Source organism: Pseudomonas sp. S3_B11, from assembly GCF_054667715.1.
The window spans coordinates 1,367,019-1,389,149 of record NZ_CP162749.1 but is presented as its reverse complement, the minus strand read 5'-3'; the positions used below and the strand labels follow the sequence as shown (position 1 = coordinate 1,389,149).

General features: G+C 62.5%; 19 protein-coding genes. 9 read left to right on the top strand and 10 right to left on the bottom strand.

The genetic code is table 11. The features are described from left to right. Positions 1 to 43: 43 nt before the first annotated feature. Positions 44 to 694, bottom strand: a complete 651-nt coding sequence (locus AB4O22_RS06535) for a GNAT family N-acetyltransferase (RefSeq protein ID WP_003203682.1) — start codon at positions 692 to 694, stop codon at positions 44 to 46. Between the two features lie 177 nt (positions 695 to 871). On the opposite strand from AB4O22_RS06535, the gene xthA reads away from it, so the two are divergent. Continuing rightward, a complete protein-coding gene (gene xthA / locus AB4O22_RS06530) occupies positions 872 to 1,684 on the top strand; it encodes an exodeoxyribonuclease III (RefSeq protein ID WP_003203684.1) in 813 nt (270 codons plus the stop codon). Positions 1,685 to 1,719: 35 nt separating this feature from the next. Here xthA and AB4O22_RS06525 read toward each other — a convergent pair whose 3' ends face one another. Together AB4O22_RS06525 and AB4O22_RS06520 are read right to left on the bottom strand one after the other, a co-directional pair. After that, positions 1,720 to 2,271 (bottom strand): ester cyclase, encoded by a 552-nt coding sequence (locus AB4O22_RS06525; protein WP_013693791.1) that lies wholly within the window; start codon positions 2,269 to 2,271, stop codon positions 1,720 to 1,722. 53 nt (positions 2,272 to 2,324) lie between these two features. After that, a complete protein-coding gene (locus AB4O22_RS06520) occupies positions 2,325 to 3,338 on the bottom strand; it encodes a polysaccharide deacetylase family protein (RefSeq protein WP_039012630.1) in 1,014 nt (337 codons plus the stop codon). A 115-nt stretch (positions 3,339 to 3,453) separates the two neighbouring features. Between AB4O22_RS06520 and AB4O22_RS06515 the strand changes: the two genes are divergently transcribed. Continuing rightward, positions 3,454 to 4,353 carry a LysR substrate-binding domain-containing protein gene (locus AB4O22_RS06515; RefSeq protein WP_460105689.1) on the top strand — a complete coding sequence of 300 codons (900 nt, stop codon included), beginning with the start codon at positions 3,454 to 3,456 and terminating at the stop codon, positions 4,351 to 4,353. A 104-nt stretch (positions 4,354 to 4,457) separates the two neighbouring features. Then, positions 4,458 to 5,783 (top strand): substrate-binding domain-containing protein, encoded by a 1,326-nt coding sequence (locus tag AB4O22_RS06510; protein ID WP_085983275.1) that lies wholly within the window; start codon positions 4,458 to 4,460, stop codon positions 5,781 to 5,783. A 99-nt stretch (positions 5,784 to 5,882) separates the two neighbouring features. On the opposite strand, the gene AB4O22_RS06505 is transcribed toward AB4O22_RS06510, so the two are convergent. Together AB4O22_RS06505 and AB4O22_RS06500 are read right to left on the bottom strand one after the other, a co-directional pair. Then, positions 5,883 to 7,121 carry a M20/M25/M40 family metallo-hydrolase gene (locus tag AB4O22_RS06505; protein WP_258635935.1) on the bottom strand — a complete coding sequence of 413 codons (1,239 nt, stop codon included), beginning with the start codon at positions 7,119 to 7,121 and terminating at the stop codon, positions 5,883 to 5,885. Between the two features lie 85 nt (positions 7,122 to 7,206). Continuing rightward, on the bottom strand, positions 7,207 to 8,292 hold the full coding sequence (locus tag AB4O22_RS06500; RefSeq protein ID WP_013693795.1) for a diguanylate cyclase: 1,086 nt from the start codon (positions 8,290 to 8,292) through the stop codon (positions 7,207 to 7,209). Between the two features lie 297 nt (positions 8,293 to 8,589). Between AB4O22_RS06500 and AB4O22_RS06495 the strand changes: the two genes are divergently transcribed. From AB4O22_RS06495 to AB4O22_RS06470, 6 genes are all read left to right on the top strand, one after another. Then, a complete protein-coding gene (locus tag AB4O22_RS06495; protein ID WP_003203699.1) occupies positions 8,590 to 9,519 on the top strand; it encodes an alpha/beta fold hydrolase in 930 nt (309 codons plus the stop codon). 153 nt (positions 9,520 to 9,672) lie between these two features. After that, positions 9,673 to 11,172, top strand: coding sequence for a glycolate oxidase subunit GlcD (gene glcD, locus AB4O22_RS06490; RefSeq protein WP_053163003.1), 1,500 nt, complete (start codon positions 9,673 to 9,675; stop codon positions 11,170 to 11,172). Beyond that, positions 11,172 to 12,230, top strand: a complete 1,059-nt coding sequence (gene glcE, locus AB4O22_RS06485; RefSeq protein ID WP_053163005.1) for a glycolate oxidase subunit GlcE — start codon at positions 11,172 to 11,174, stop codon at positions 12,228 to 12,230. Before glcD ends, glcE begins: the two co-directional genes overlap by 1 nt. Before the next feature lie 161 nt (positions 12,231 to 12,391). Continuing rightward, entirely contained in the window at positions 12,392 to 13,612 is a 1,221-nt protein-coding gene (gene glcF, locus AB4O22_RS06480) for a glycolate oxidase subunit GlcF (RefSeq protein WP_053163007.1), read from the top strand. 88 nt (positions 13,613 to 13,700) lie between these two features. Continuing rightward, positions 13,701 to 15,077 carry a 2-oxoadipate dioxygenase/decarboxylase HglS gene (gene hglS / locus AB4O22_RS06475; RefSeq protein ID WP_053163009.1) on the top strand — a complete coding sequence of 459 codons (1,377 nt, stop codon included), beginning with the start codon at positions 13,701 to 13,703 and terminating at the stop codon, positions 15,075 to 15,077. Positions 15,078 to 15,375: 298 nt separating this feature from the next. Then, positions 15,376 to 15,894: an Hcp family type VI secretion system effector gene (locus tag AB4O22_RS06470; RefSeq protein ID WP_053163011.1), complete on the top strand. Its 519-nt coding sequence runs from the start codon at positions 15,376 to 15,378 to the stop codon at positions 15,892 to 15,894. Between the two features lie 533 nt (positions 15,895 to 16,427). On the opposite strand, the gene AB4O22_RS06465 is transcribed toward AB4O22_RS06470, so the two are convergent. From AB4O22_RS06465 to AB4O22_RS06445, 5 genes are all read right to left on the bottom strand, one after another. Then, positions 16,428 to 16,601: a hypothetical protein gene (locus AB4O22_RS06465; RefSeq protein WP_003203710.1), complete on the bottom strand. Its 174-nt coding sequence runs from the start codon at positions 16,599 to 16,601 to the stop codon at positions 16,428 to 16,430. 31 nt (positions 16,602 to 16,632) lie between these two features. After that, positions 16,633 to 16,875, bottom strand: a complete 243-nt coding sequence (locus AB4O22_RS06460) for a hypothetical protein (protein WP_027912999.1) — start codon at positions 16,873 to 16,875, stop codon at positions 16,633 to 16,635. Between the two features lie 65 nt (positions 16,876 to 16,940). Next, positions 16,941 to 18,014: a lipocalin-like domain-containing protein gene (locus AB4O22_RS06455; protein WP_460096005.1), complete on the bottom strand. Its 1,074-nt coding sequence runs from the start codon at positions 18,012 to 18,014 to the stop codon at positions 16,941 to 16,943. Next, positions 18,004 to 20,472, bottom strand: a complete 2,469-nt coding sequence (locus AB4O22_RS06450; RefSeq protein WP_223471997.1) for an ABC transporter permease — start codon at positions 20,470 to 20,472, stop codon at positions 18,004 to 18,006. Before AB4O22_RS06450 ends, AB4O22_RS06455 begins: the two co-directional genes overlap by 11 nt. Then, a complete protein-coding gene (locus AB4O22_RS06445) occupies positions 20,472 to 21,140 on the bottom strand; it encodes an ABC transporter ATP-binding protein (protein ID WP_003203718.1) in 669 nt (222 codons plus the stop codon). The genes AB4O22_RS06450 and AB4O22_RS06445 overlap by 1 nt, the downstream gene beginning before the upstream one ends. Between the last annotated feature and the right edge of the window lie 991 nt (positions 21,141 to 22,131).

Below are 22,131 nucleotides of genomic sequence, written 5' to 3'. Positions count from 1 at the left end.
TAGGTGCTTGATAGAGCCGGACATTTCGCAAAAGTTCGCCAGACTATGCCGTTGCGCTTTGCAGGACCTGCGGGTTGGCGTGGAAGAACACATGCTCGCGGATCGGTCCTACCGCCACTTCACCGATTTCCTCGTAACCCTGGCGTTTATAAAACTCAAGGTAACGTGGGTTGCCGGTGTCCAGCACCACGCCCTGGGAATGCTCGTCCACCGCACACCAGTTATGAACCGCTTCGAGCAACTGTTCGCCGAAATGCTTGCCCTGGAACTGTGGATGCACCCCCAGCAGCGGCAATACATGGACCGCATCCGACGGCAGGCAGGCCAGCACCGCCGCGTGGTATTCCAGGTAGCGCCGGGTGCAACGAAAACCAGTGCTCAAGACCATGCGCAGGCGCCAGGCCCAGCTTTCGGTGATGCCCAGGCGCCGCTGCGGCGGGGCGATCAGGGCGATGCCAATCAGGCGGTCGTTGACCAGCAAGCCGATGGCCGGCAGGTCCTGGAGAAAATGCTGCTTGACCAGCTCACGCACCGTGGCCCGTACCCGCTGTTCATAACCGGGACGCTCGGATTCGAACAGGTAGCTGAAAGTCGGCTCGTGGCGATAGGCCTGGTACAGCAACGAACGGGCTTCACGGGAATAACCACTGTCGAGCATATGGATGTCGGCGATGGCGGTGGCGGTTTCAGGCATGACGGTAGTTCTCCTGGGGCGAGGCTCGATGAGGCCCTGCTCTTATTGAGTACGAACCCGATTGGGTTGCGATCGTTCCTACACCCACAGGACATTAGCAGCGCATTTGTCCTACTGCCACGCTGGCCGTGTTCCGACATGTCAGCTAGCATCGCAGTTTTGCCAGGACAGCCGACCATGAAGATCGTCTCCTTCAACATCAACGGGCTGCGCGCCCGCCCCCATCAGTTGGCGGCGCTGATCGAGAAGCACCAGCCGGACGTGATCGGGCTGCAGGAAACCAAGGTCCACGACGAACAATTTCCCCTGGCCGAGGTGCAGGCCCTGGGCTACCACGTGCATTACCACGGGCAAAAGGGCCATTACGGTGTCGCCCTGCTCTCCCGCCAGGCGCCACTGAGCCTGTACAAGGGCTTCGAGGGCGACGACGAGGATGCCCAGCGGCGCTTCATCTGGGGCACCTTCGCCGATGCCAACGGCGTGCCGGTGACCATCATGAACGGTTATTTCCCACAAGGTGAAAGCCGCGACCACCCGACCAAATTCCCGGCCAAGGAACGTTTCTACAGCGATTTGCAGCAACTGCTGGAAAGCCGCTTCAGCAACGACCAGCCGGTGGTGGTGATGGGCGACGTGAACATTTCCCCGGAAGACTGCGACATCGGCATCGGCCCGGACAACATGAAACGCTGGCTGAAAACCGGCAAATGCAGCTTCCTGCCGGAAGAACGCGAATGGATGGCCCGCCTGAAGAACTGGGGCCTGGTGGACAGCTTCCGCCACCTGAACCCGGACGTCACCGACCGCTTCAGCTGGTTCGACTACCGCAGCCGCGGTTTCGAGGACGAGCCCAAGCGCGGCCTGCGCATCGACCTGATCCTCACCTCCCACGGCCTGCTGCCACGGGTCAAGGACGCCGGCGTGGACTACGAACTGCGAGGCATGGAAAAACCGTCGGACCATGCGCCGATCTGGTTGCAGTTGAGCTGATCAGCAAAACGGCTCGCCAAAGGCGAGCCTGTCTGTCAGAGAGCACCCAGCTGTTTGAACAGGCTCAAGTTGTCCTCGATGTGCCAGTTGGCGACAATTTTTCCTTGGTCCACCTGATAGATATCCGTCGCGATGAACTCCACGGGTTGGCCCTGGCCCCGGAGCTGGTCAAAGGTGCCGGTGAAATGGCCGCGAAAGCGCAGGTGCACCACGACCCGATCCCCCACCACCAACATCTGTTCCACGACACAACTGAGATCCGGCACTGCGCCACGGAAGGCTCGAGACGCCAGTAACGGTCCTTCCGGGCCTTGCTTGCGCCCGGCAGGTGGCGTCTTGTCGATGAAGCCAGGCGCCAGGGCTTCGCGGGCCAGCGCTTCGTCTCCGGTGTGCCAGAACGTGTCATAACGCCGGGCCGCGAGGATCATGGCGGACGCCTGCCGCGCCGACAGGCTCTGGTCGACAATCAGACTCTGGGGCGCCACGAGCGCATCGGTGGCGGCCGAGGCCCCCAGCGACAGGCCCAGGGCCAGGGAAAAACCGGCCAGGCGCAAGCCGCCAGGCAGGGCAAGGAATGAGAACGGCATGGTAGGTTCCTTCGGGTCGATCAAGGGCCGGGGCCCGGTTTTGTAAAAAGGCTTCAGAGCGTTTCGGCTTCACGCACCGACAGCGCACTGGCGAGGGTGTAGCGGGCAATATCGTCCTTGCGCATGAACGTCACGCCCGGGTGGCTTTTGGCGTAACGCAGGAACTCATCCCAGACCCGCACCATTTGCGGCGTGCCGCTGATACGGTCATGGGCGCTGATCGACATCATTCGCCGCCGTGTGCCGGCTTCTTCGTAGAGTTGGTCGAAATCGAGCTTTACCTGCTCCAGGAAGGCCTGGGGCGAATAATGCCGGCCTTCGATCAGCACGATGTCGTTATTGCGCAATGTGTAGGGGACCACTGCGAAGTCCTTGCCATTGACCGATTCGATGAAGGGCTCGTCGCGACTGACGTCATCGATGTGGTAGAGGTAGCCCAGCTCCTGCAGCAACGCCAGGGTATTGGGCCCCCGGCGCAACCAGTTGCAGTTGTAACCGGTGACCGGCTGCCCGGTGACCTCCTGCACCATCTGGGCGGCCTGGCGCAGGAACGTCCGTTCCTCCTCGCGACTCATCGCAAACTGCGAACTCCAACGCGGGCCATGGCCGGCCGCTTCGTGACCGCGCGCAACAATCTCCCGTGCCAGGGACGGCTGGCGCCGCGCCGCTTCGCCGATCATATGGGACGTGACCTTGACGTCATGGCGGTCCCACAAATCCAGCATGCGTGGGATACCTTCCCGATAGCCGTAGGCAAACCAGGTATTGGTCGCCGGATCGGAGGGGACACCGTCAGGGAAATCCACTGGGGGAAACGGGCTGTCGGTCCCCTTGGGCGGTTGCCCTCCGGCTTCGAATTGCATGGAAATCGAAATCACCAAGCGGGTGTCGCCCGGCCAGAAGCCACTCCTGGAAACGCCGACGGCTTTTGTCGAGATACCGGCCTGCGCCGAGCCCGTCGTCAAAAGGTCCCCCGCCGCCAGCAACGCAGCACCAGCGCTCGCCTGGGCCAGGAAGGTCCTGCGTTCGGGGTTGTGAGTAGCATCGGGTACCTCGGAAATGGCCATGGCGGACTCCTGGAAAAAACACTGAAGTGCAATCGTCTGAGGCACTAAGGTATGCCTTGCGTGTTTTCCTGATAATTGATCCACTGGCGAAAATACATTTCGGAATTACCGAATAATGTTCCTGAAGAACCTCGAGCTTTTTCTACTCATCGTTGAGAAAGGTGGACTCTCTGCTGCCGGCCGGGAGGTGGGGCTGTCCCCCGCTTCGGTCTCGGAACGGCTCGCCACCCTGGAAACCTACTACGGCGCCACCCTGCTCAATCGCACCACGCGTGCGATCAGCCTGACCGACGAAGGCAAGTTGCTGGTCGAAGGGGCCCGCCGGTTACTGGCCGAAGCCGGCGAGTTGCACAGCAGCATTCGCGCCGGCACCCAAACCCTCAGCGGGCCGATTCGCATGAGTGCCCCGCAAGATTTGGGACGCCAATACATCGACCCCATCCTGTCGCGATTTCTCGATGAGCATCCAGATGTCAGCCTGGATTTGGACCTGGGCGACGGCTACGTGGACCTGGTCAGCCAGGGGCTCGATTTTGCCATTCGCTATGGCGCCTTGGCCGACAGCTCACTGCGCGCCAGGCCCTTGGGGGAAAACCGTCGCGTGGTCTGTGCCGCGCCCACTTATCTGGCGCGTCATGGCACGCCAACGCACCCCACCGAACTGACCCGACACGAATGCCTGGTGATGCGCCTGGGCATCAATACGGCGCGGGAATGGACCTTCAGCCGACGCGGCGAGGTGCATCGCGTGTTGATCCAGGGTCGGCGAATCGCCAATGACGGCGGCCTCGTACGCCAGTGGTGCCTGGAGGGACACGGCATCAGTCTCAAGTCGATCTGGGATGTGCGCGACGATCTCAAGAGCGGGCGGTTGGTGGAGTTACTCCCGGAGTTCACGGCCGGCAGCACGCTACTGCAGATCGTCTACCCGACTGCCCGCGTCCAACCCAAGCGCGTGAGGGCGTTGATCGAACATCTGGTGACCGAGCTGGCAGCAATGGAGTCCGGCGCTTAAGAACGCAATCGCCCTGTCATCGTTTAGTCATCTGCCTGACTTATTCTCCCGGCACTTCCCTGGGTTCTGAAGGTGTCGGCATGCGTCTGTGCGTGGTCTGGATAATGGCGTTGTGGCTGCCGTTGGCGATCTGCGCTGAACGCGAGCCTGTTCCCGGCTTGCCTCTTCCAGAATCCGGCCCGGCCCTGCGCCTTCAAGGCTCCAATACCATAGGGGCAACGCTCGGCCCGGCGCTGGTCAAAGGGCTGATGGAAAGCCAGGGGCTGCTCAAAGTGAGCGCCGAAATCACCGGCACGGACAATGAGCAGCGGATCGTCGGCCAGACCACTGACGGTCGGCGAGTGGAAATCGACATTGCCGCCCACGGCTCCAGCACCGGTTTCGCCGCCCTCAAGCAGGGCAACGCCGACCTGGCCGCCTCTTCACGACCGATCAAGGACAGTGAGCTGAAGGAACTGTCGTCCCTGGGCGACCTGAAAAGTCCCACCGCCGAGCAGGTCATCGCCATTGATGGCCTGGCGATTATTCTTCATCCGCAGAACCCATTGCGTCAGCTCGATACCGTGCAACTGGCGCGGATATTCAGTGGCGAGGCGAAAACCTGGGAAGCCGTGGGCGGTGCTGGCGGGCCGATTCATCTTTATGCCCGAGATGAACAGTCCGGCACCTACGACACCTTCAAGGAACTGGTCCTCAGCCGACAGGGAAAACGGCTGGATCCTACAGCACGGCGCTTCGAATCCAGCGAACAGTTGTCCGACGCTGTCAGCCAGGACCCGCAAGGCATCGGCTTCATCGGTTTGCCCTATGTGCGCCAGGCCAAGGCACTGGCGATTGTCGACGGTGATTCCCAACCCATGTTGCCGTTGAACAACCTGATCGCCACCGAGGACTACCCCTTGTCCCGGCGCCTGTTCTTTTATTTGCCACCCCAGGCGACCAACCCGTGGGCCGAGGCGCTGGTGGCGTTCACCCAAAGCGAGCAGGGCCAGACCATCGTCGCGGCCAATGGATTCATCGCCCAAACCGTCCAGGCCATGGCCGTCACGCCGAATGCATTGATGCCCGAGGGTTACCAGGCCCTGAGCCGCCACGCCCAACGCTTGACCGTGAACTTCCGCTTCGAAGAAGGCAGCGCCAGCCTGGACAACAAGGCCCACCAGGACCTGGGCCGCGTGCTCGACTATATAAAGCAGCATGGCAAAACCGACCGGCGTGTGACCCTGGTGGGGTTTGGCGACGCCAAGGACGACCCGGCGCGGGCCGACCTTCTGTCCAAACTGCGGGCCATGGCGGTGCGGCGCGAACTGGTCAAATACGGCGTGGCGCTGCGAGAGGTACGGGGGTTCGGCGCATTGATGCCGGTGGCGGCCAACAGCGAGGATGCAGGACGGGTCAGGAATCGACGGGTTGAGGTTTGGGTCTACTGAACCAGGTCAAACGGCGCAACACAAATCCCTGTGGGAGCAAAGCTTGCTCCCACAGCGGGACGGTGCGATGTTTCGATCCTTTAAAAAATGGGCAGCGCTTTACCGCCCAGCCAACTCCATGATCATCCGCGACAACAGATAGATCCTTGGCACCACACTCTCGACTTCGGCGTATTCCTCCGGCGTATGGATGTTGCCGCCAACAATGCCAAAGCCATCCAGCGTCGGCGTACCAACCCCGGCCGACAGGCTGGCATCCGCCGCCCCACCGCTACCTTCTTCAGTGAGTTTGCGCCCCAGTTCGCCATAGATGCCTTGGGCCATGGCCATCAACCGGTCCGACTCCGCCGTCTGCGGCATCGGTGGCAAGCCACGCTTGAGGCTGGTGGTGACTTCGGTGTCGGCGATCAACTTGTCCTGCGACACCCGGGCCAGGTCTTTTTCGATGCGGTCGAACTCTTCCGGCACCGCTGCCCGCACATCCGCCTTGGCGCTCGCCTGGTCGGGAATCACGTTGGTCCGGTCGCCGGCCTTGATCACCGTGAAGTTGATGGTGGTTTTCTTTTCCGCGTCGCCGAGCTTGCCCAGTTGCAAGATCTGATGCGCGGCTTCCATCGCCGCATTGCGCCCCAACTCCGGCGCGACACCGGCGTGAGACGCCTTGCCCTTGACCTCCACCAGCGCCGTGGCACTGCCCTTGCGCCACACCACCAGACCATCGGCCGGGCGCCCCGGCTCGAGGTTGAGCGTCACGTCATGGGCCTTGGCGGTTTTCTTGATCAGGTCGGTGGCGGCGTCCGAACCGGTTTCTTCGCTGGCGTCGAGCAGGAAAGTAATCTGCGCGTAGTTCTTGAAGTCCAGGTTCTTGAGCACCTTCAAGGCGTAGATCCCGGCGACGATGCCGCCCTTGTCATCCATCACCCCCGGCCCGTAGGCCCGGCCATCCTTGATGTGGAAGGGACGCTCGGCGGCCGAACCTTCCTTGAACACCGTGTCCATGTGCGCCATCAGCAGGATTTTTGCCTTGCCGGTGCCCTTGAGGGTCGCCAGGATGTGCTGGGTGCCGTCCGAGTTAGGCACCTTTTCGATGGTGGCGCCCAACTTCTGCAATTCATCGATGGCAATGTCACCGACCTGGGTCAGCCCCGGCACATAGCCTGAGCCGGAGTCGATGTTCACCAAACGTTCGAGCAGTTTCAGGGCCTCGCCCTTGTACTGTTCGGCGTCGCTCAGGACTTGTTGATGGGGCTGCGCGAAAGCAACGGGAGCAAAGGCGCCGAGGGCCAGGCTCAGGCCAAGACTGACGGCCAGACGGGAGCGAAGAGCGGTCATCATCATGATTTCATCCTTGTTCCGTATCGAAAGAGTGCCAGAGGCACCCTACCCGACAATGGGTCAAGGCTCTAGACCGCAGGTGGCCACCTCAGGGAGAAATGGCCGATACCTCCAACACCTGCCGATGCCGGTAACACGTGACCCGGTTGCGCCCGCCGGTCTTGGCCTCGTAAAGCGCCTGGTCGGCATCATTGAGCCAATGGGTCGCATCGCCATAAGCCGGGTTGAAGGCCGCCAGGCCAATACTCAGGCTCACCTTCAGCGCCGGGTTCTGTTCATAGCTGAGCGTCGCAAAGCGCTCGCGCAAGCCGTCCATGGCCTGCACGGCGTTGTGAAGCGTCAGGTCCGGCAGAATCACACAGAACTCGTCCCCGCCATAACGCCCGACCACATCGGCGGCGCGCAGGTTTTGCTTGAGCATCTTGCCAAGCTGGCGCAGCACGATGTCGCCGGCGACATGGCCATAGGTGTCATTGATGGCTTTGAAATGATCGATGTCGATCAGCGCAATCGCGCCGCGCCCTGCCCCGTCATTCGGGTGACGCTGGCAGCGCTGGAACTCCTCGTTGAGGCGATCTTTCCAGGCGCCATGGTTAAGCAAACCAGTCAGGCTGTCGGTGCGACTCAGGGCCAGCAACTCGCGTTTCTGCCGGCCCAGAATGTAGGCCTGGCGATAGCAGAACCAACCCAGCGCCATCGGATACAGGCACAGCAACGGCAAACAAGCATAGATCTGCGCCGGGCTGGTCATGGGCACGCTGGTCAGCGGGAAGATCAGCACGCCCACGACAACGCCGGCCACTTGGGCCAAGGCCCCAATGAGCAGGAAACGCAGGCCACCAATGGCGACATTGTTCATCGCCATCATCGCCAGCGTGACGGCTGCGGGCAGTGGGTTGAACTGCATTGCCGCGACCCAGAAGCCGCCAAGCGCCGCATCGATCAATAAGTTGATGTGTTCGGCTTGGTACGGCACCGAGCAACGCCGGGCCCACCCGTAGGACAAGTGTGGCCAGAGCAGGCCGTTGAACAGCATGAAACCCCAGACCCACGGCGCCGGCTCGAGGGGAAAGACGGCAGCACTCACCAACAGCAACCCCAGCGTCAGGCCCAGAATGCGCGATATATAAAGCCTCCTGGCCAGCGTCCGTCCCTTTTTTCCCGTTTTTTGCATAGGAACCTCTGCACCGCGGGTTTCCCAAGTCGTTGGGACGGGGGGTAGCTTGGAGTCTATCAGGGCAGCATCAAATAGCCACCACTGAATGAGGGGGTATTTATTCTCCTTCAAATGTCGGGCCCTGCCGCGGATCTTGGCTATACATGAGTCATCCGGCGGCTGTCATAGCAAGTAGCAAAGCAAATGCGCCATGTCATCGCGATGTGCTCGGGTTTCAGCTTCACTTAAGAATATCTGGCCCGTCGGCTCAGACTGGCCGATCACATTCTGTCCTGACCCATGGGGGGGCAAAACATGCTGGTGTTGTGGGTAGTCCTTGCCGTGTTTATCGCCTGGAGCTGGTTGACATATCCAGGCATCGGCCATGTGCTGTACGACATGGGCATGGCGCTGGAGGCACGTCTCTACCGGTTGCACAAGATCACCGTCCCCATCAGCGAGATGACCGTATCGACCTGGCAAGGCGGGCCCTATGAAGCGTCCGGCAGCATCCTGATGCTGCATGGCTACAGCGCCGACAAGAATCTCTGGCTGCGCTTCGCCCGACATTTTGTCGGCGACTACCGGGTGGTGGTGCCCGACCTGGCCGGCCATGGCGAAACCGGCTTCAAGGCCGGCGGCGGCTATGACATCCCGACCCAGGCCCGGCGGGTCATCGAGTTGCTCGACGCCTGTGGCCTGGACAAGGTCCATGTGATTGGCAATTCCATGGGCGGTTACCTCGCCGCATGGCTGGCGGCCACCTCGCCCGAGCGCGTGCTGACCCTGGCGCTGATCGATCCGGCCGGCGTCACCGCGCCCCAGGCCAGCGACATGGAACGCCACCTGGCCGCCGGGCATAACCCGTTCCTCGTCGACTCGCGGGACGATTTCGCGCCGTTCTACGCAATGACCATGGCCTCCCCGCCCTGGGTGCCCAGCGTGGTGCTGGCGGCAATGGCCGAACGTTACGAACAGCGCCGCGAGGAACTGGCGGAGATCTTCGTCGATTTTCGCGCCAGCCCGCCGATGGAACCGCGCCTGGCCGACATCCGCGCCCCGTCGCTGCTACTCTGGGGGCGCAAGGACCGGCTGATCGACGTCAGCAGCGTGCCGGTGTGGAGCAAGGGTATCGCCGATTTGCGGGTGGAAATCTGGGACGGTATTGGCCACATGCCCATGGTCGAACGACCGGGGAAAACCGCGGCGCTGTACCGGGAATTTCTCAAGGGGCTGGGGCAGTGACGGCGATGCGAAAATAACAAAATGAATCCCATGTGGGAGCGAGCTTGCTCGCGATAGCGGTGACACATTCAACCTGGATGCAAGCTGACCCACCGCCATCGCGAGCAAGCTCGCTCCCACAGGGATTCGAGCCGACTCAGAGGTATCGACTTCATGAACATCCTCTACGACGAACACCTCGACGGCCCCTTGCCCAAGGTGGACAAACAGGCGCTGCTTCAAGCCTTGCAGGCACAGGTTCCAGACCTGGACATCCTGCATCAGGAGGAAGATCTCAAGCCCTACGAATGCGATGGCCTGTCGGCCTACCGCACCACGCCCCTGCTGGTGGTACTGCCCAAGCGAGTCGAGCAGGTGCAAGCGCTGCTCAAGCTCTGCCATGGGCTGAATGTGCCGGTGGTCGCCAGGGGTGCCGGGACCGGCCTGTCCGGCGGCGCCCTGCCCCTGGCAAGCGGCGTGTTGCTGGTGATGGCGCGGTTCAACCAGATCCTGCACATCGACCCCGACGCCCGCACCGCACGCCTTCAGCCCGGTGTGCGCAACCTGGCGATCTCCCAGGCGGCGGCGCCGTTCGGGCTGTATTACGCGCCGGATCCCTCGTCGCAGATCGCCTGTTCCATCGGCGGCAACGTCGCGGAAAATGCCGGCGGCGTGCACTGCCTCAAGTACGGTCTGACGGTGCACAACCTGTTGAAGCTGGAAATCCTCACCATCGAAGGCGAGCGCCTGACCCTCGGCAGCGAAGCCCTGGACTCGCCGGGCCTGGACCTGCTGGCGCTGTTCACCGGTTCCGAAGGTTTGCTGGGGGTGATCACCGAAGTGACGGTCAAACTGTTGCCCCGGCCCCAGGTCGCCAAGGTGCTGCTGGCCAGTTTCGATTCGGTGGACAAGGCCGGGCGAGCGGTAGCCGACATCATCGCCGCCGGGATCATCCCCGGCGGCCTGGAAATGATGGACAACCTGGCGATCCGCGCCGCCGAGGACTTCATCCACGCTGGTTATCCGGTGGAGGCCGAAGCGATCCTGCTGTGCGAACTGGACGGGGTAGAGGCCGATGTCCATGACGATTGCGAACGGGTCCGCCAGGTGTTGGAGCAGGCCGGGGCCACCGAGGTGCGCCAGGCGCGGGACGAGGCCGAGCGGCTGCGCTTCTGGGCCGGGCGCAAGAACGCCTTCCCGGCGGTGGGTCGCCTGGCGCCGGATTATTACTGCATGGACGGCACCATCCCGCGACGTGCCCTGCCCGAGGTACTGCAGCGCATCGCCAGCCTCGGTGCCGAGCATGGCCTGCGCGTCGCCAACGTTTTTCACGCCGGTGACGGCAACATGCACCCGCTGATCCTGTTCGATGCCAACCAGCCCGGCGAACTGGAGCGCGCCGAAACCCTGGGCGGGAAAATCCTCGAACTGTGTGTCCAGGTAGGTGGCAGCATCACTGGCGAACACGGTGTCGGCCGGGAAAAAATCAATCAGATGTGCACGCAATTCAACAGCGACGAACTGAACCTGTTCCACGCGGTGAAAGCAGCATTCGATCCCCAAGGCCTGCTCAACCCCGGCAAGAACATCCCCACCCTGCACCGCTGCGCCGAATTCGGTGCCATGCACATCCATGGCGGACAACTGCCGTTTCCTGAACTGGAGCGTTTCTGATGAGCCGCGAAGCCGACCAGGACGCCAGCGACCTGCTGCTCGAACAGGTCAATCGCGCCCGGGCCGACGCCACGCCGCTGCGCATCCAGGGGTCCAACAGCAAGGCTTTCCTGGGACGCGAAGTGGCCGGCGAGGTGCTGGACACCCGCGTCCATCGCGGCATCGTCCACTACGACCCCACCGAACTGGTGATCACGGCCCGTGCCGGCACCCCGCTGCAGGAACTGCTTGCCGCCCTGGACGCCGCCGGGCAACGGCTGCCCTGCGAACCGCCAGCATTTGGCGACGACGCCACGGTCGGCGGCATGGTCGCCGCCGGGCTGTCGGGGCCGCGTCGCCCATGGGCCGGTTCGGTGCGCGACTTCGTCCTGGGCACGCGGCTGATCAGTGGCCACGGCACGTTGCTGCGTTTCGGCGGCGAGGTGATGAAAAACGTCGCCGGCTACGACCTGTCGCGCCTGTTGGCCGGCAGTTTCGGTTGCCTGGGGGTGATCACCGAAGTTTCCTTGAAGGTCCTGCCCAAGCCCCGTCACAGCCTGAGTATCCGCCTGGAACTGGACAGCACCGAGGCCCTGGAAAAACTCGCCGAATGGGGCCGTCAGCCCCTGCCCATCAGCGCCGCCAGCCATGACGGCGACTGCCTGCACCTGCGCCTGGAGGGTGGCGAAGGCTCGGTCAGCGCTGCTCATCAGCGTTTCGGTGGCGAGCTGATCGACGATCAATACTGGACGGCACTCAATGAACATCAGTTGGCCTTCTTCGATGAAGGCTTGCCGCTGTGGCGCCTGTCTCTGCCCAACCATACCGGGCCGCTCATCCTGCCCGGCGCGCAGTTGATCGACTGGGCCGGCGCCCAACGCTGGTTGAAAACCGAGGCCGACACGGTGCAAACCCTGGCCCATGAAGTCGGTGGCCATGCCACCTGCTATCGTCAGGGTGCCAGCGACACACCGTTCCAGCCACTGGCCCCGGCGCTGCTGCGCTATCACCGGCAGCTCAAGGCCCAGCTCGATCCCCTGGGGCTTTTCAACCCTGGTCGGATGTATCTGGAGTTCTAGTGTCCTGTGTCGCAAATGCGTTCCTTTTTGACGAGTGGCTGTTGTCGTCAGGCAAGGCGCCGCGACGAGTCATAGCCCGCTATGGCGAGGAGCGGCAACGCAGCATGACGACAACAGACGCCGTCAAAAAGAAACAGCATTTGTGATACAGGACACTACCTATGCAGACTCGGTTCAGTGAGGAAAGCAAAAATCTACCCCGCGCCGAAGAAGCCGAACGGATCCTGCGCAGCTGCGTGCATTGCGGCTTCTGCAATGCCACCTGCCCCACTTACCAATTGCTCGGCGATGAACTGGACGGCCCGCGCGGACGCATCTACCTGATCAAGCAAGTGCTCGAAGGCCAGCCGGCGACGGCCAGCACCCAGCTGCATCTGGATCGCTGCCTATCCTGTCGCAACTGCGAGACCACCTGCCCGTCCGGCGTGGATTACCACAACCTGCTGGACATCGGCCGGGCGGTGGTCGACCAAGCCGTGCCGCGTCCCGCCGGCCAACGCGCGCTGCGCCTGGGGCTGCGAAGCCTGGCCACCAGCCCCGATCGGTTCAAGGCCCTGCTGCGTATTGGAGCGATCTTCCGTCCGTTGCTGCCAGCGAACCTGAGCGCCAAGTTGCCCCGCCCTTCCCCGCCTCACGGCGAGCGCCCGCCTCTGCGGCATCGACGTACGGTGTTGATGCTCGAAGGTTGCGTGCAACCGGGCCTGTCGCCCAACACCAATACCTCGGCAGCACGAGTGCTGGATCGACTCGGCATCAGCGTGATCAACTGTGCGCAGGCCGGCTGCTGTGGCGCCCTGGATTATCACCTCGACGCCCAGGCCACTGGGCTGGATCGCGCCCGACAGAATATCGACGCCTGGTGGCCACACCTGGAAAACGGCGCTGAAGCCATCGTCCAGACGGCCAGCGGCTGCGGCGCATTCATCAAGGACTATGGACACCTGCTGGAACATGACCCGGCCTACGCCGCCAAGGCCAGACAGGTGAGTGAACGGGCGCTGGACCTGGTGCAAGTGCTCGGCAAGGAACCACTGGAACAGATCTGCGCGGCCAGGAACCAGCGCATTGCCGTGCATTGTCCCTGCACCTTGCAACATGCGCAGAAACTCGGCGGCAGCATCGAGGCGCTGCTGACGCGGCTGGGTTTCAACCTCACCGAGGTGCCCGACGGCCATTTGTGTTGCGGCTCGGCCGGCACCTATTCACTGACCCAGCCGGCCCTGGCGCGGCAACTGCGGGACAACCGCCTCAATGCGCTGGAAAGCGGCCAGCCGGAGTTGATCGTCACTGCCAACGTCGGCTGCCAGAACCACCTCGACGGCGCCGGTCGCACGCCCGTGCGGCACTGGATCGAGCTGGTGGATCAGTCCCTGGCAGAATGAAGTCCTGAAGATTCTTCGTTTGCCGGGGCCGGCGAAGGCTGCGATCTTTCGTCTATCTTTCCCACAGCCCTCGCCAGGAATTCTTACGATGAGCTTCGTCAGCCCCGACCTGATCCGCCAACGCTTCTCCAGGGCGATGTCCGACATGTACCGCGACGAGGTGCCGCTGTATGGCGCCCTGATGAAGCTGGTGGAGCACACCAACGCCCAGGTGCTGGCCGAAGACCCGGTCCTGGCCGCACACCTGCGCAGCACCGGCGAACTCGAGCGCCTGGACCTGGAACGCCACGGCGCGATCCGCGTCGGCACCGCCGCCGAGCTGGCGACCCTGGGGCGTCTGTTCGCGGTCATGGGCATGCAGCCGGTGGGCTACTACGACCTCACGCCTGCCGGGGTGCCGGTGCATTCCACCGCCTTTCGCGCCGTGCACGAAAGCGCGTTGCAGATCAGCCCGTTCCGGGTGTTTACCTCGCTGCTGCGCCTGGAACTGATCGAGAACGCCGAGCTTCGGGCCTTTGCCGAGTCGGTGTTGGACAAACGACAGATCTTCACCCCCAGCGCCCTTGAGCTCATTGAGCTGGCCGAACACCAGGGAGGGCTGAGCGAGTCCCAGGCTGAGGACTTCGTCCTACAGGCCCTGGAAACCTTTCGCTGGCACCACAGCGCCACCGTCACCGCCGAACAGTACCGACAATTGAGCGCCCAGCATCGCCTGATCGCCGACGTGGTGGCGTTCAAGGGCCCGCACATCAATCATCTGACGCCGCGCACCCTGGACATCGACATCGTCCAGGCCCGGATGCCCATGCACGGCATTACCCCCAAGGCCGTGATCGAAGGCCCACCCCGCCGCCAATGCCCGATCCTGCTGCGCCAGACCAGTTTCAAGGCACTCGACGAACCCGTCGCCTTCACCGACCAGCCACAGTCCCAAGGCAGCCACAGCGCCCGCTTCGGCGAAATCGAACAACGCGGCGCCGCCCTCACGCCCAAGGGCCGCGCGCTCTACGATCAATTGCTGAACGCCGCGCGTGATGCGCTGGGGGAGTTTCCCAACGAAGCCAACGCCGAACGCTACAACCGGCTGATGGCCGAACACTTTGTCGAATTCCCTGACAACCACGACGAACTGCGCCGACAGGCATTGGCGTACTTCCGCTATTTCGTCACCCCCAAGGGCCTCGCCGCCAAGGGCACACTTGAGCAAGCCGTCTCCCTGGAGCACTTGCTTGAACAGCAATACCTGCGCGCCGAACCCTTGGTGTACGAGGACTTCCTGCCCGTCAGCGCCGCCGGCATTTTCCAGTCGAACCTCGGCGATGCCGCCCAGAGTCATTATGCCGGCCAGTCCAATCGCCAGGCCTTCGAAGAGGCGCTGGGACGAGCGACCATCGATGAGCTGTGGCTGTACGCCCAGACGCAACAGCGCTCCATCGATGAGTGCCGGTCTGCATTGCGCGTGTAGGAATAAGCTGAAGGACAAAACGGCAAAAAACTGCCTGAGAGGTGTGCGCGCAGCGCGCCTTTCTCAGTCACCCGGCCCGGGTATCGCGGTGTCTGATCGGGCCGCGAGGAACTGCAATGGGCCGAGCAAACCTCTGAGCGATTTCTCGCTTGCCTGCAGGGAGGCGCTTCCCGATAGAAGACCAACCTATTGATATATATAGATTTTTAAAAAATGGCATAGCTCTTGATATCCGTGAGGCCACCTCGGGGCGACTCCCGTCCCAGGCCCTATCGTTATCCAGGAAGGAGAGCATCCATTGGCTACCCCCGCGTACATGTCCGTTAAAGGCACTAAACAAGGCCTGATCACTACCGGTGCGTTTACCGCCGATTCAGTGGGCAACACCTATCAAGAGGGTCATGAAGATCAGGTCATGGTGCAGGCTTTCGAGCACCAAGTGACCATCCCTCGCGACCCTCAATCCGGTCAGCCAACCGGTCAGCGCATACACAAACCCCTGACCATCACCAAGGTATTCGACAAAGCCTCGCCACTGCTTCAGGTCGCCCTGACGAGCGGCGAACGCCTGGAGGAAGTCAAGATCCAGTGGTACCGCACTTCGGCTGCAGGCACCCAGGAGCACTACTACACCACCACATTGGAGGACGCGATCATCGTCGATATCAAGGACTACATGCTCAACTGCCAGAACCCGGAAAACTCACACTTCACCCATCTGGAGGACGTGCACTTCACGTATCGCAAAATCACCTGGACCCACGAAGTCAGCGGTACCTCGGGCTCCGATGACTGGCGCTCGCCGGCCGCTGGTTGAATCGGAGGCAGCCACTCACGCATCGGCCAATTCTGCAGGTCGATGTGCAGTTGAAAATAATCGATAGTTGTTGATTCAGGGTGGTGTTCGCCCAGTGCGATGGCCTCGGCAATCCATGCACTGGTAAAGAGCCTGACACTGGGCGAACGCGAATAATAATAATGGAACTTTCCGAATATGTCCGCGCGCCCGTTTAAATAATTATTCATTGTTACAACTATCTCCGCGATTTCTGAAAGCTGGCGAAGCCTGCGATCTTTTGATCTTTCGCTTGAGATTCAAGTGTTTGGGGAAAGATCGCAGCCTCGTTGCACTCGACAGCTCCTACGCCGCTCCTCCGCGGCTCCTACACAGCAAAGCGTGAGCCAGCTCCCTCGCCATGATCTTGTGTTTGGACGGCACCGCTACATAGCGCTGTACAGCAGCTATACAAAAACAAGAACAAGTACAAAAGTTATCTGCCGCGAACACATCCAAACAAAGTTAAACAGTCATTAAAAAACTTTTTTTAATGCCGGTCGACGTGACAAACCTCAGCCACGCCGACCGGTTTTCTGCGCATCGGTATCCCCTGCCTCAGGGTCGCCGTGCTGTTGTTTACGCTTGGCCGGATCATTGGGCCGCAAGGCATCGTTATCGCGTTCCACTTCACCGGGCAATGCCGGGGCGTCGGGGTTTTGCCGGGTTTGATCGGGGCGGTGCTGCATGGCGAACTCCTTGAATCTTTCAGGCCTGGGATCAGGCGTCGGGGTCGGCGACTTCTTCAGCGACGTTGGCATCCGGAGAGCGCTGGTGCAGTTGTTCGGCCTTGGTCTTCAAGACCTGCCACTGCGCCAGGTCGATGGCGCCCTGACCGAACAGGTCATTGGCCACCCGCATCAGTTCGGTGAAGTGAGCATCGGGGGACTGCTGCCAGTAGGCCTTGTCGTCGAACAATCGCTGCCAATCGGCCAGCGACGGAAGTTTGAGGTCATCGCTCATGACGGGCTCCTGCGAGACATTCATAAACTATGAGGGTCGGCGTTCGCGGGGAGTTCCGGCGATTCTCAGTAGCCGGTCATTTCCAGGTAACCGGTGCCGCCCTGGCTGCCACGCAGTCGCACCGGTCCTTCCCAATAGGGAATGCGCAGGTTCATCCAGGCATTGGGATTGAGCGCGTGGAGGGTGATGTCGAGTTGCTTGCTGGGGATCTTGATCGCCCAGCCGACCGGCATAGAGCGTCCGGCGACCTTGGCGGTTTCCTGAGGCACGAGACTGATTTCCCCGGCGTGCAGGGTTTGCGCTTGGCCCTGGGCGTCGATCCAGGTGCCCGTGAGATACGGCGCGCCGTCCTTGTGGCGCATGCGGTAGAGCATCAGGTGCTCGCCGTTGTCCAGGTGCAGGGAAAACCAGTCCCAGCCAGTCTGGTTTGCGGTCAGGGGCTGGCTGCTCCATTCGCGGTCGAGCCAGGCCGGGCCGCTGACCGCGTAACGCTGGCCATCGATTTCCAATGCACCGCTGGCCTGGAAGAACGGCTGGCTGTAGTAGTACGACGCCTGCCCCTGTTCGGATTTCTGGCTGAAACCTTGATCGCCCTGCAACACCAGCGGCCGGCTCGACGTCAGCCGCAATGCATAGCTGAAACGTGGGTCGCGCGCCTTCAATTGCATGTCCGCCAACGGCTCGTCCTCTGAAGCCTGGGTACCGAACTGCCAGTCGTCGATCCAGGCATTGAAGGGCACCGCCTGCACCCCGGCCTGCCCCACCCCGCCTCGTGCATAACGCTCGGCGGCATGGTGCACGGTGGCGGATGTGACCGCCGCGTGGCCGAGCCAGATCGTCTGGTTGCGCCAGCCGCCGGCCTGGGGTGCGGCACTCAAGGCACTGCGAAACAGCGTCCATTGCACGCCGAACTCATGCCCCTGGGCATCCTTGAGATTGGCGGTGACGTACCACCACTCGATGCGAAAACCTTCATGAAGGCCATGGTCGGCGGGGAAACTGAACACCCGCCCAGGCACAACCGGCGTGAACGCGACAGCTTGGTCGCCGAGGCCGGCAAAGCCCTTTTGCGCTGGCGCGGAGTCATCACAACCGCTGAGCAACGCCAGCAGCAGCAACACGCCGACTCTAATCTTCATGGGCAAAAGTCCTCAGCAAATCCGCCGGCTGCGTGCGGTACAGCGCATACAGCGGCCAGGCCGATGCCAGTAGCGTGGCGAGCATCGCCAGGGCCAGCAACTGCACCAGTTGCAACGGGAACACCCGCAACGGCAGGCGCCAACCGAAGGCCTGCACGTTGATCACCGTGTCCAGGCACCAGGCCAGGGCGATGCCCAGCGGCAACGCCAGGACCAAGGTCAGCAGCGCCAACAGCCAGGTCTGGCCGAGGTTGAGCAGCATCAACTGCCGGCGCGTCACCCCCAGCGCCCACAGCGGCGCCAACTGGCCGAGACGACTCTGGCTCTGAGTCAGCAAGCTGATGAACAACGCCACCCCGGCCACCGCCAGGGTCAGGCTGTTGAGGGCGGCGGTAGCGGCGAAGGTGCGTTCGAACACCTGGGTCGACCAGCCCTTGAGCCGGGCCTGGTCGACGATGCGGCTGTCATCCAGGCTGAACCGGCCTTGCAACGCTGTCAGTAGCGCCGGGATCTCGGACGGTTCGATGCGCAGGTTGAAACGGTTCGGCGTCAGGTTCGGCCAGTGCGCCAGCAAGTGGTCGACGTTGACCAGCACATGGCCCTTGGGATTGCCGTAGTCGGCGTAAATGCCGACGATTCGCAGTGCCCATGGCCCCTGCGGCGTCGGCAGGGTCAACTGATCGCCGATACTCACCTTGAGGCGCCGGGCCAGTTGTTCGCTGAGCATGAGGGTGTCGGCGGCAGCCAGTTGCTCCCACGGCTTGTCGCCGGCCGATTCCAGCAGCGGCCAATGCTGTCGATAGTGGGGATGATCGATGATGCCGTGGATATCCGTCGGCCAGCCCTGCAACGGGACCGAGACTTGCCAGAGGGGAACGATGGCAGTGATCGCCGGTTGCTGCTTGAGCCAGGCGTGCAGTTCCTCCGCCTGGGCCGGGGTCTGCGGGTTGATGTACAGCTCGGCGGTCAACCGTTGTTCGAGCCAGTTGCTGAAAGTCTGGCGGAAACCGGCGGTCATGCTGCCAGCGCCGATGTTTGCCGCCAGCGCCAGCAACAAGGCCATCAACGCCAGGCTCAGCGTCGGCAATTGCTGGCGGCAATCGGCAAGAAACCACTGCCCGAGCACCGAGCGGCTGCGGCGCAACAGCCGCTTCAGCGCACTGTTGAGCAACACCGGCAAGGCCAGCGCCGCCCCCAGCAACAAGGCGGTCATCAGGACAAAACCGCTGGCCAGGCTATCGCCCCAGATCAACGCCGATGCGGCAATCAACGCCGCCACCGTAGCCACCCACCCCTGGCGTCGCAGCCATCGCGCATGGGCCTGGTGCCAGGCTTGGGGGTTGGCCAGCGCCAGCAAGGGCAGGCGCGCCGCCCGCAAAAGACTGTCAGCGCCGGCCAGCAACGCACCGAGCAGACTCAGGCCGACACCGCTGAACCACCACCATGGGCTGAGGTTCAAGTGTCCGGCCACTTCGGCGCCGTACAACCCCCGCAGGCTCGCCGCGACATCGGGCAACAACAGGCTCGCCAGCCAATAGCCGCTGAGCACCCCGGCGATCCCGCCCAGCAAGGCCAACGCGCCCAATTCGATGGTCAGGCTGGTGACCAGTACCCGCGCACTGACGCCACAGGCGCGCAGTGTTCGCAACAGGCTGCGGCGTTGCTCCAGGGCCAGGCCAATGGCCGCGTGAACGATGAACAGCCCCACCACGAAGGATAAAAAACCCAAGGCGTCGAGGTTCAGGTGAAAACTTTCGGTCAGGCGCGACAGGTTGTTTTCTTCATCGGCGTGCTTGAGTTGCAGGCGACCGTTGAACGCTTCCGGTAACGCGGCGCTGAACGTGGCAGGCAACAGCAGCCGTGACAGTTGCTCCGGCAATCCGAGTACCTGTTGGGCAAAACCGATGTCCATCAACAGCACGCCCGGCGCCATGTCCTCCTGGGCATGCAGCGGTGGCAGGGATTGCCCATCGACGCTCCGGGGGCGGTCCCCCTCGGTCAGCCCCAGGGCTTGCAAGGTTTGCGGGGCGATCCAGGTGCGGCCGGGGTCGGTAAAGAAGGCCACCACCTCGCTCATCTCTCGTGCCTGCCCCGCCAGCGCGGCACCGGGCGGCAGCGACACCGGGTCGATGCCCATCAGTTGCAGACGCTGATCCTCTTGGTCCTTGAGCAGCACCCGAGCCTGCAACACTGGCGACACCGGCCAGCCCTGGCGCCGCAACTCGACAAACCATTGCTGGGGGAAGGTGCCGCCACCGGGTGCACTGAGGCTGGCCTGGGGTTCGCCGCCGATCAATTGGCTGGCCCGGGCGTAGCTGTCCCGGGCCTGACTGTTCAGCGCCTGCACGCCAGTGAGCAGGCTGGTGGCCAGCCACAGGCCAGTCAGTACGCTGAAGAATTGCACCGGGTGTTGGCGCCAATGGCTGAGCAGGGCCTTGAGGGTCTGGCGAAAAATCATCACCCCTGGGCCACCTGCGCCAACTGCCCGCCGTGCAACACCACGCGCTGGGCCAGGCGAGCCGCCACCCGTGGACTGTGGGTCACCATCAGCAGACTGGTGGGGCTCCCCTCCAGCAGTTCAAGCAGCAGTTGCAGCACTTCGTCGCTGGTGGCTTCGTCGAGGCTGCCGGTGGGTTCATCGGCCAGCAACAAGGGCGGTCGCGAGGCCAACGCCCGCCCCAGCGCCACCCGCTGTTGCTGACCGCCGGACAGTTGCTCGGGATAACGCCGCAACAGCGCCGAAAGCCCGAGCCGCTGCACCAGATGGGCTTGCCAAGCTGCGTCATAACGACCGCACAGACGCGCCTGGAACGCCAGGTTGTCCTCCACCGACAAGCTGCTGATGAGGTTGAACTGCTGGAACACCAAGCCGATTTCCGTGCGTCGCCAATTCGCCAACTGGCTTTCACTCATGCCATCTAGCCGATACTCGCCACTGCGAATGCTGCCGCGATCGACCTTGTCCAGCCCAGCGACCAGATGCAGCAAGGTGCTCTTGCCACTGCCCGACTCCCCCATCAGCGCCAGACTGCTGCCGGGCATCAGGGTCAGGTTGATACCTTGCAGCACCGGCAATGGGCCTTGGGGCGTGGGGTAGCTTTTGAAGACATCGCGGACTTCAAGCATGAAAAGGCTCGATGAATGAACGTGAGGCTCAGGATAGCGGAGTTGAGTGATGGGCCCCACCCGGGATGAACCTGCCTGATACTCAGCAACCAGAACAGCTACGACGAGGTAGATGCCACAGAGGCTGGGTATTTGCTCGTCGGGTTGGGGTGTATATCCGTTGCTGCGGTAACGGCGACTTAGGGTTCCGCCCTGACGGCGGCTCACTTTTGAGAAGCCCGGAAGCCGGCCCAGTTAAAAGTAAGCAAAACGCTTTTGCCCCACCACTTGGTGCCTCGCTTAGGCTCGGCATGCCCTCACTCCGGCATTGCTCCGTGGGCCCGCCGCGAGGCGGCCTAACAGCCGACCTGGTTCTTGGTGGGACCGCGTTTCCCCTGTGGGAGCGGGCTTGCTCGCGAAGGCGGTGTCACAGTCGATGAAGATGTTGGATGTACCGGCCTCATCGCGAGCAAGCTCGCTCCCACAGGGGGGCCAGGTGCACATGGAGTTTGTGTCTGCTGAAGATCCAATGTGGGAGCGAGCCTGCTCGCGAAGGCGGTGTCACAGTCGATGAAGATGTTGGATGTGCCGGCCTCTTCGCGGGCAAGCCCGCTCCCACAAGGGGGCTGCGGTGTACATAAAGTTTGTGGCTTCTGAAGACCCAATGTGGGAGCGAGCCTGCTCGCGAAGGCGGTGTCACAGTCGATGAAGATGTTGGATGTACCGGCCTCATCGCGAGCAAGCTCGCTCCCACAGGGGGGCCAGGTGCACATGGAGTTTGTGTCTGCTGAAGATCCAATGTGGGAGCGAGCCTGCTCGCGAAGGCGGTGTCACAGTCGATGAAGATGTTGGATATGCCGGCCTCATCGCGGGCAAGCCCGCTCCCACAAGGGGCTGCGGTGTACATAAAGTTTGTGGCTTCTGAAGACCCAATGTGGGAGCGAGCTTGCTCGCGATAGCGGTGGTTCAGCCACATAGATGCCGGCATGTGCCCGCTCTTGCTCTTGCTTTG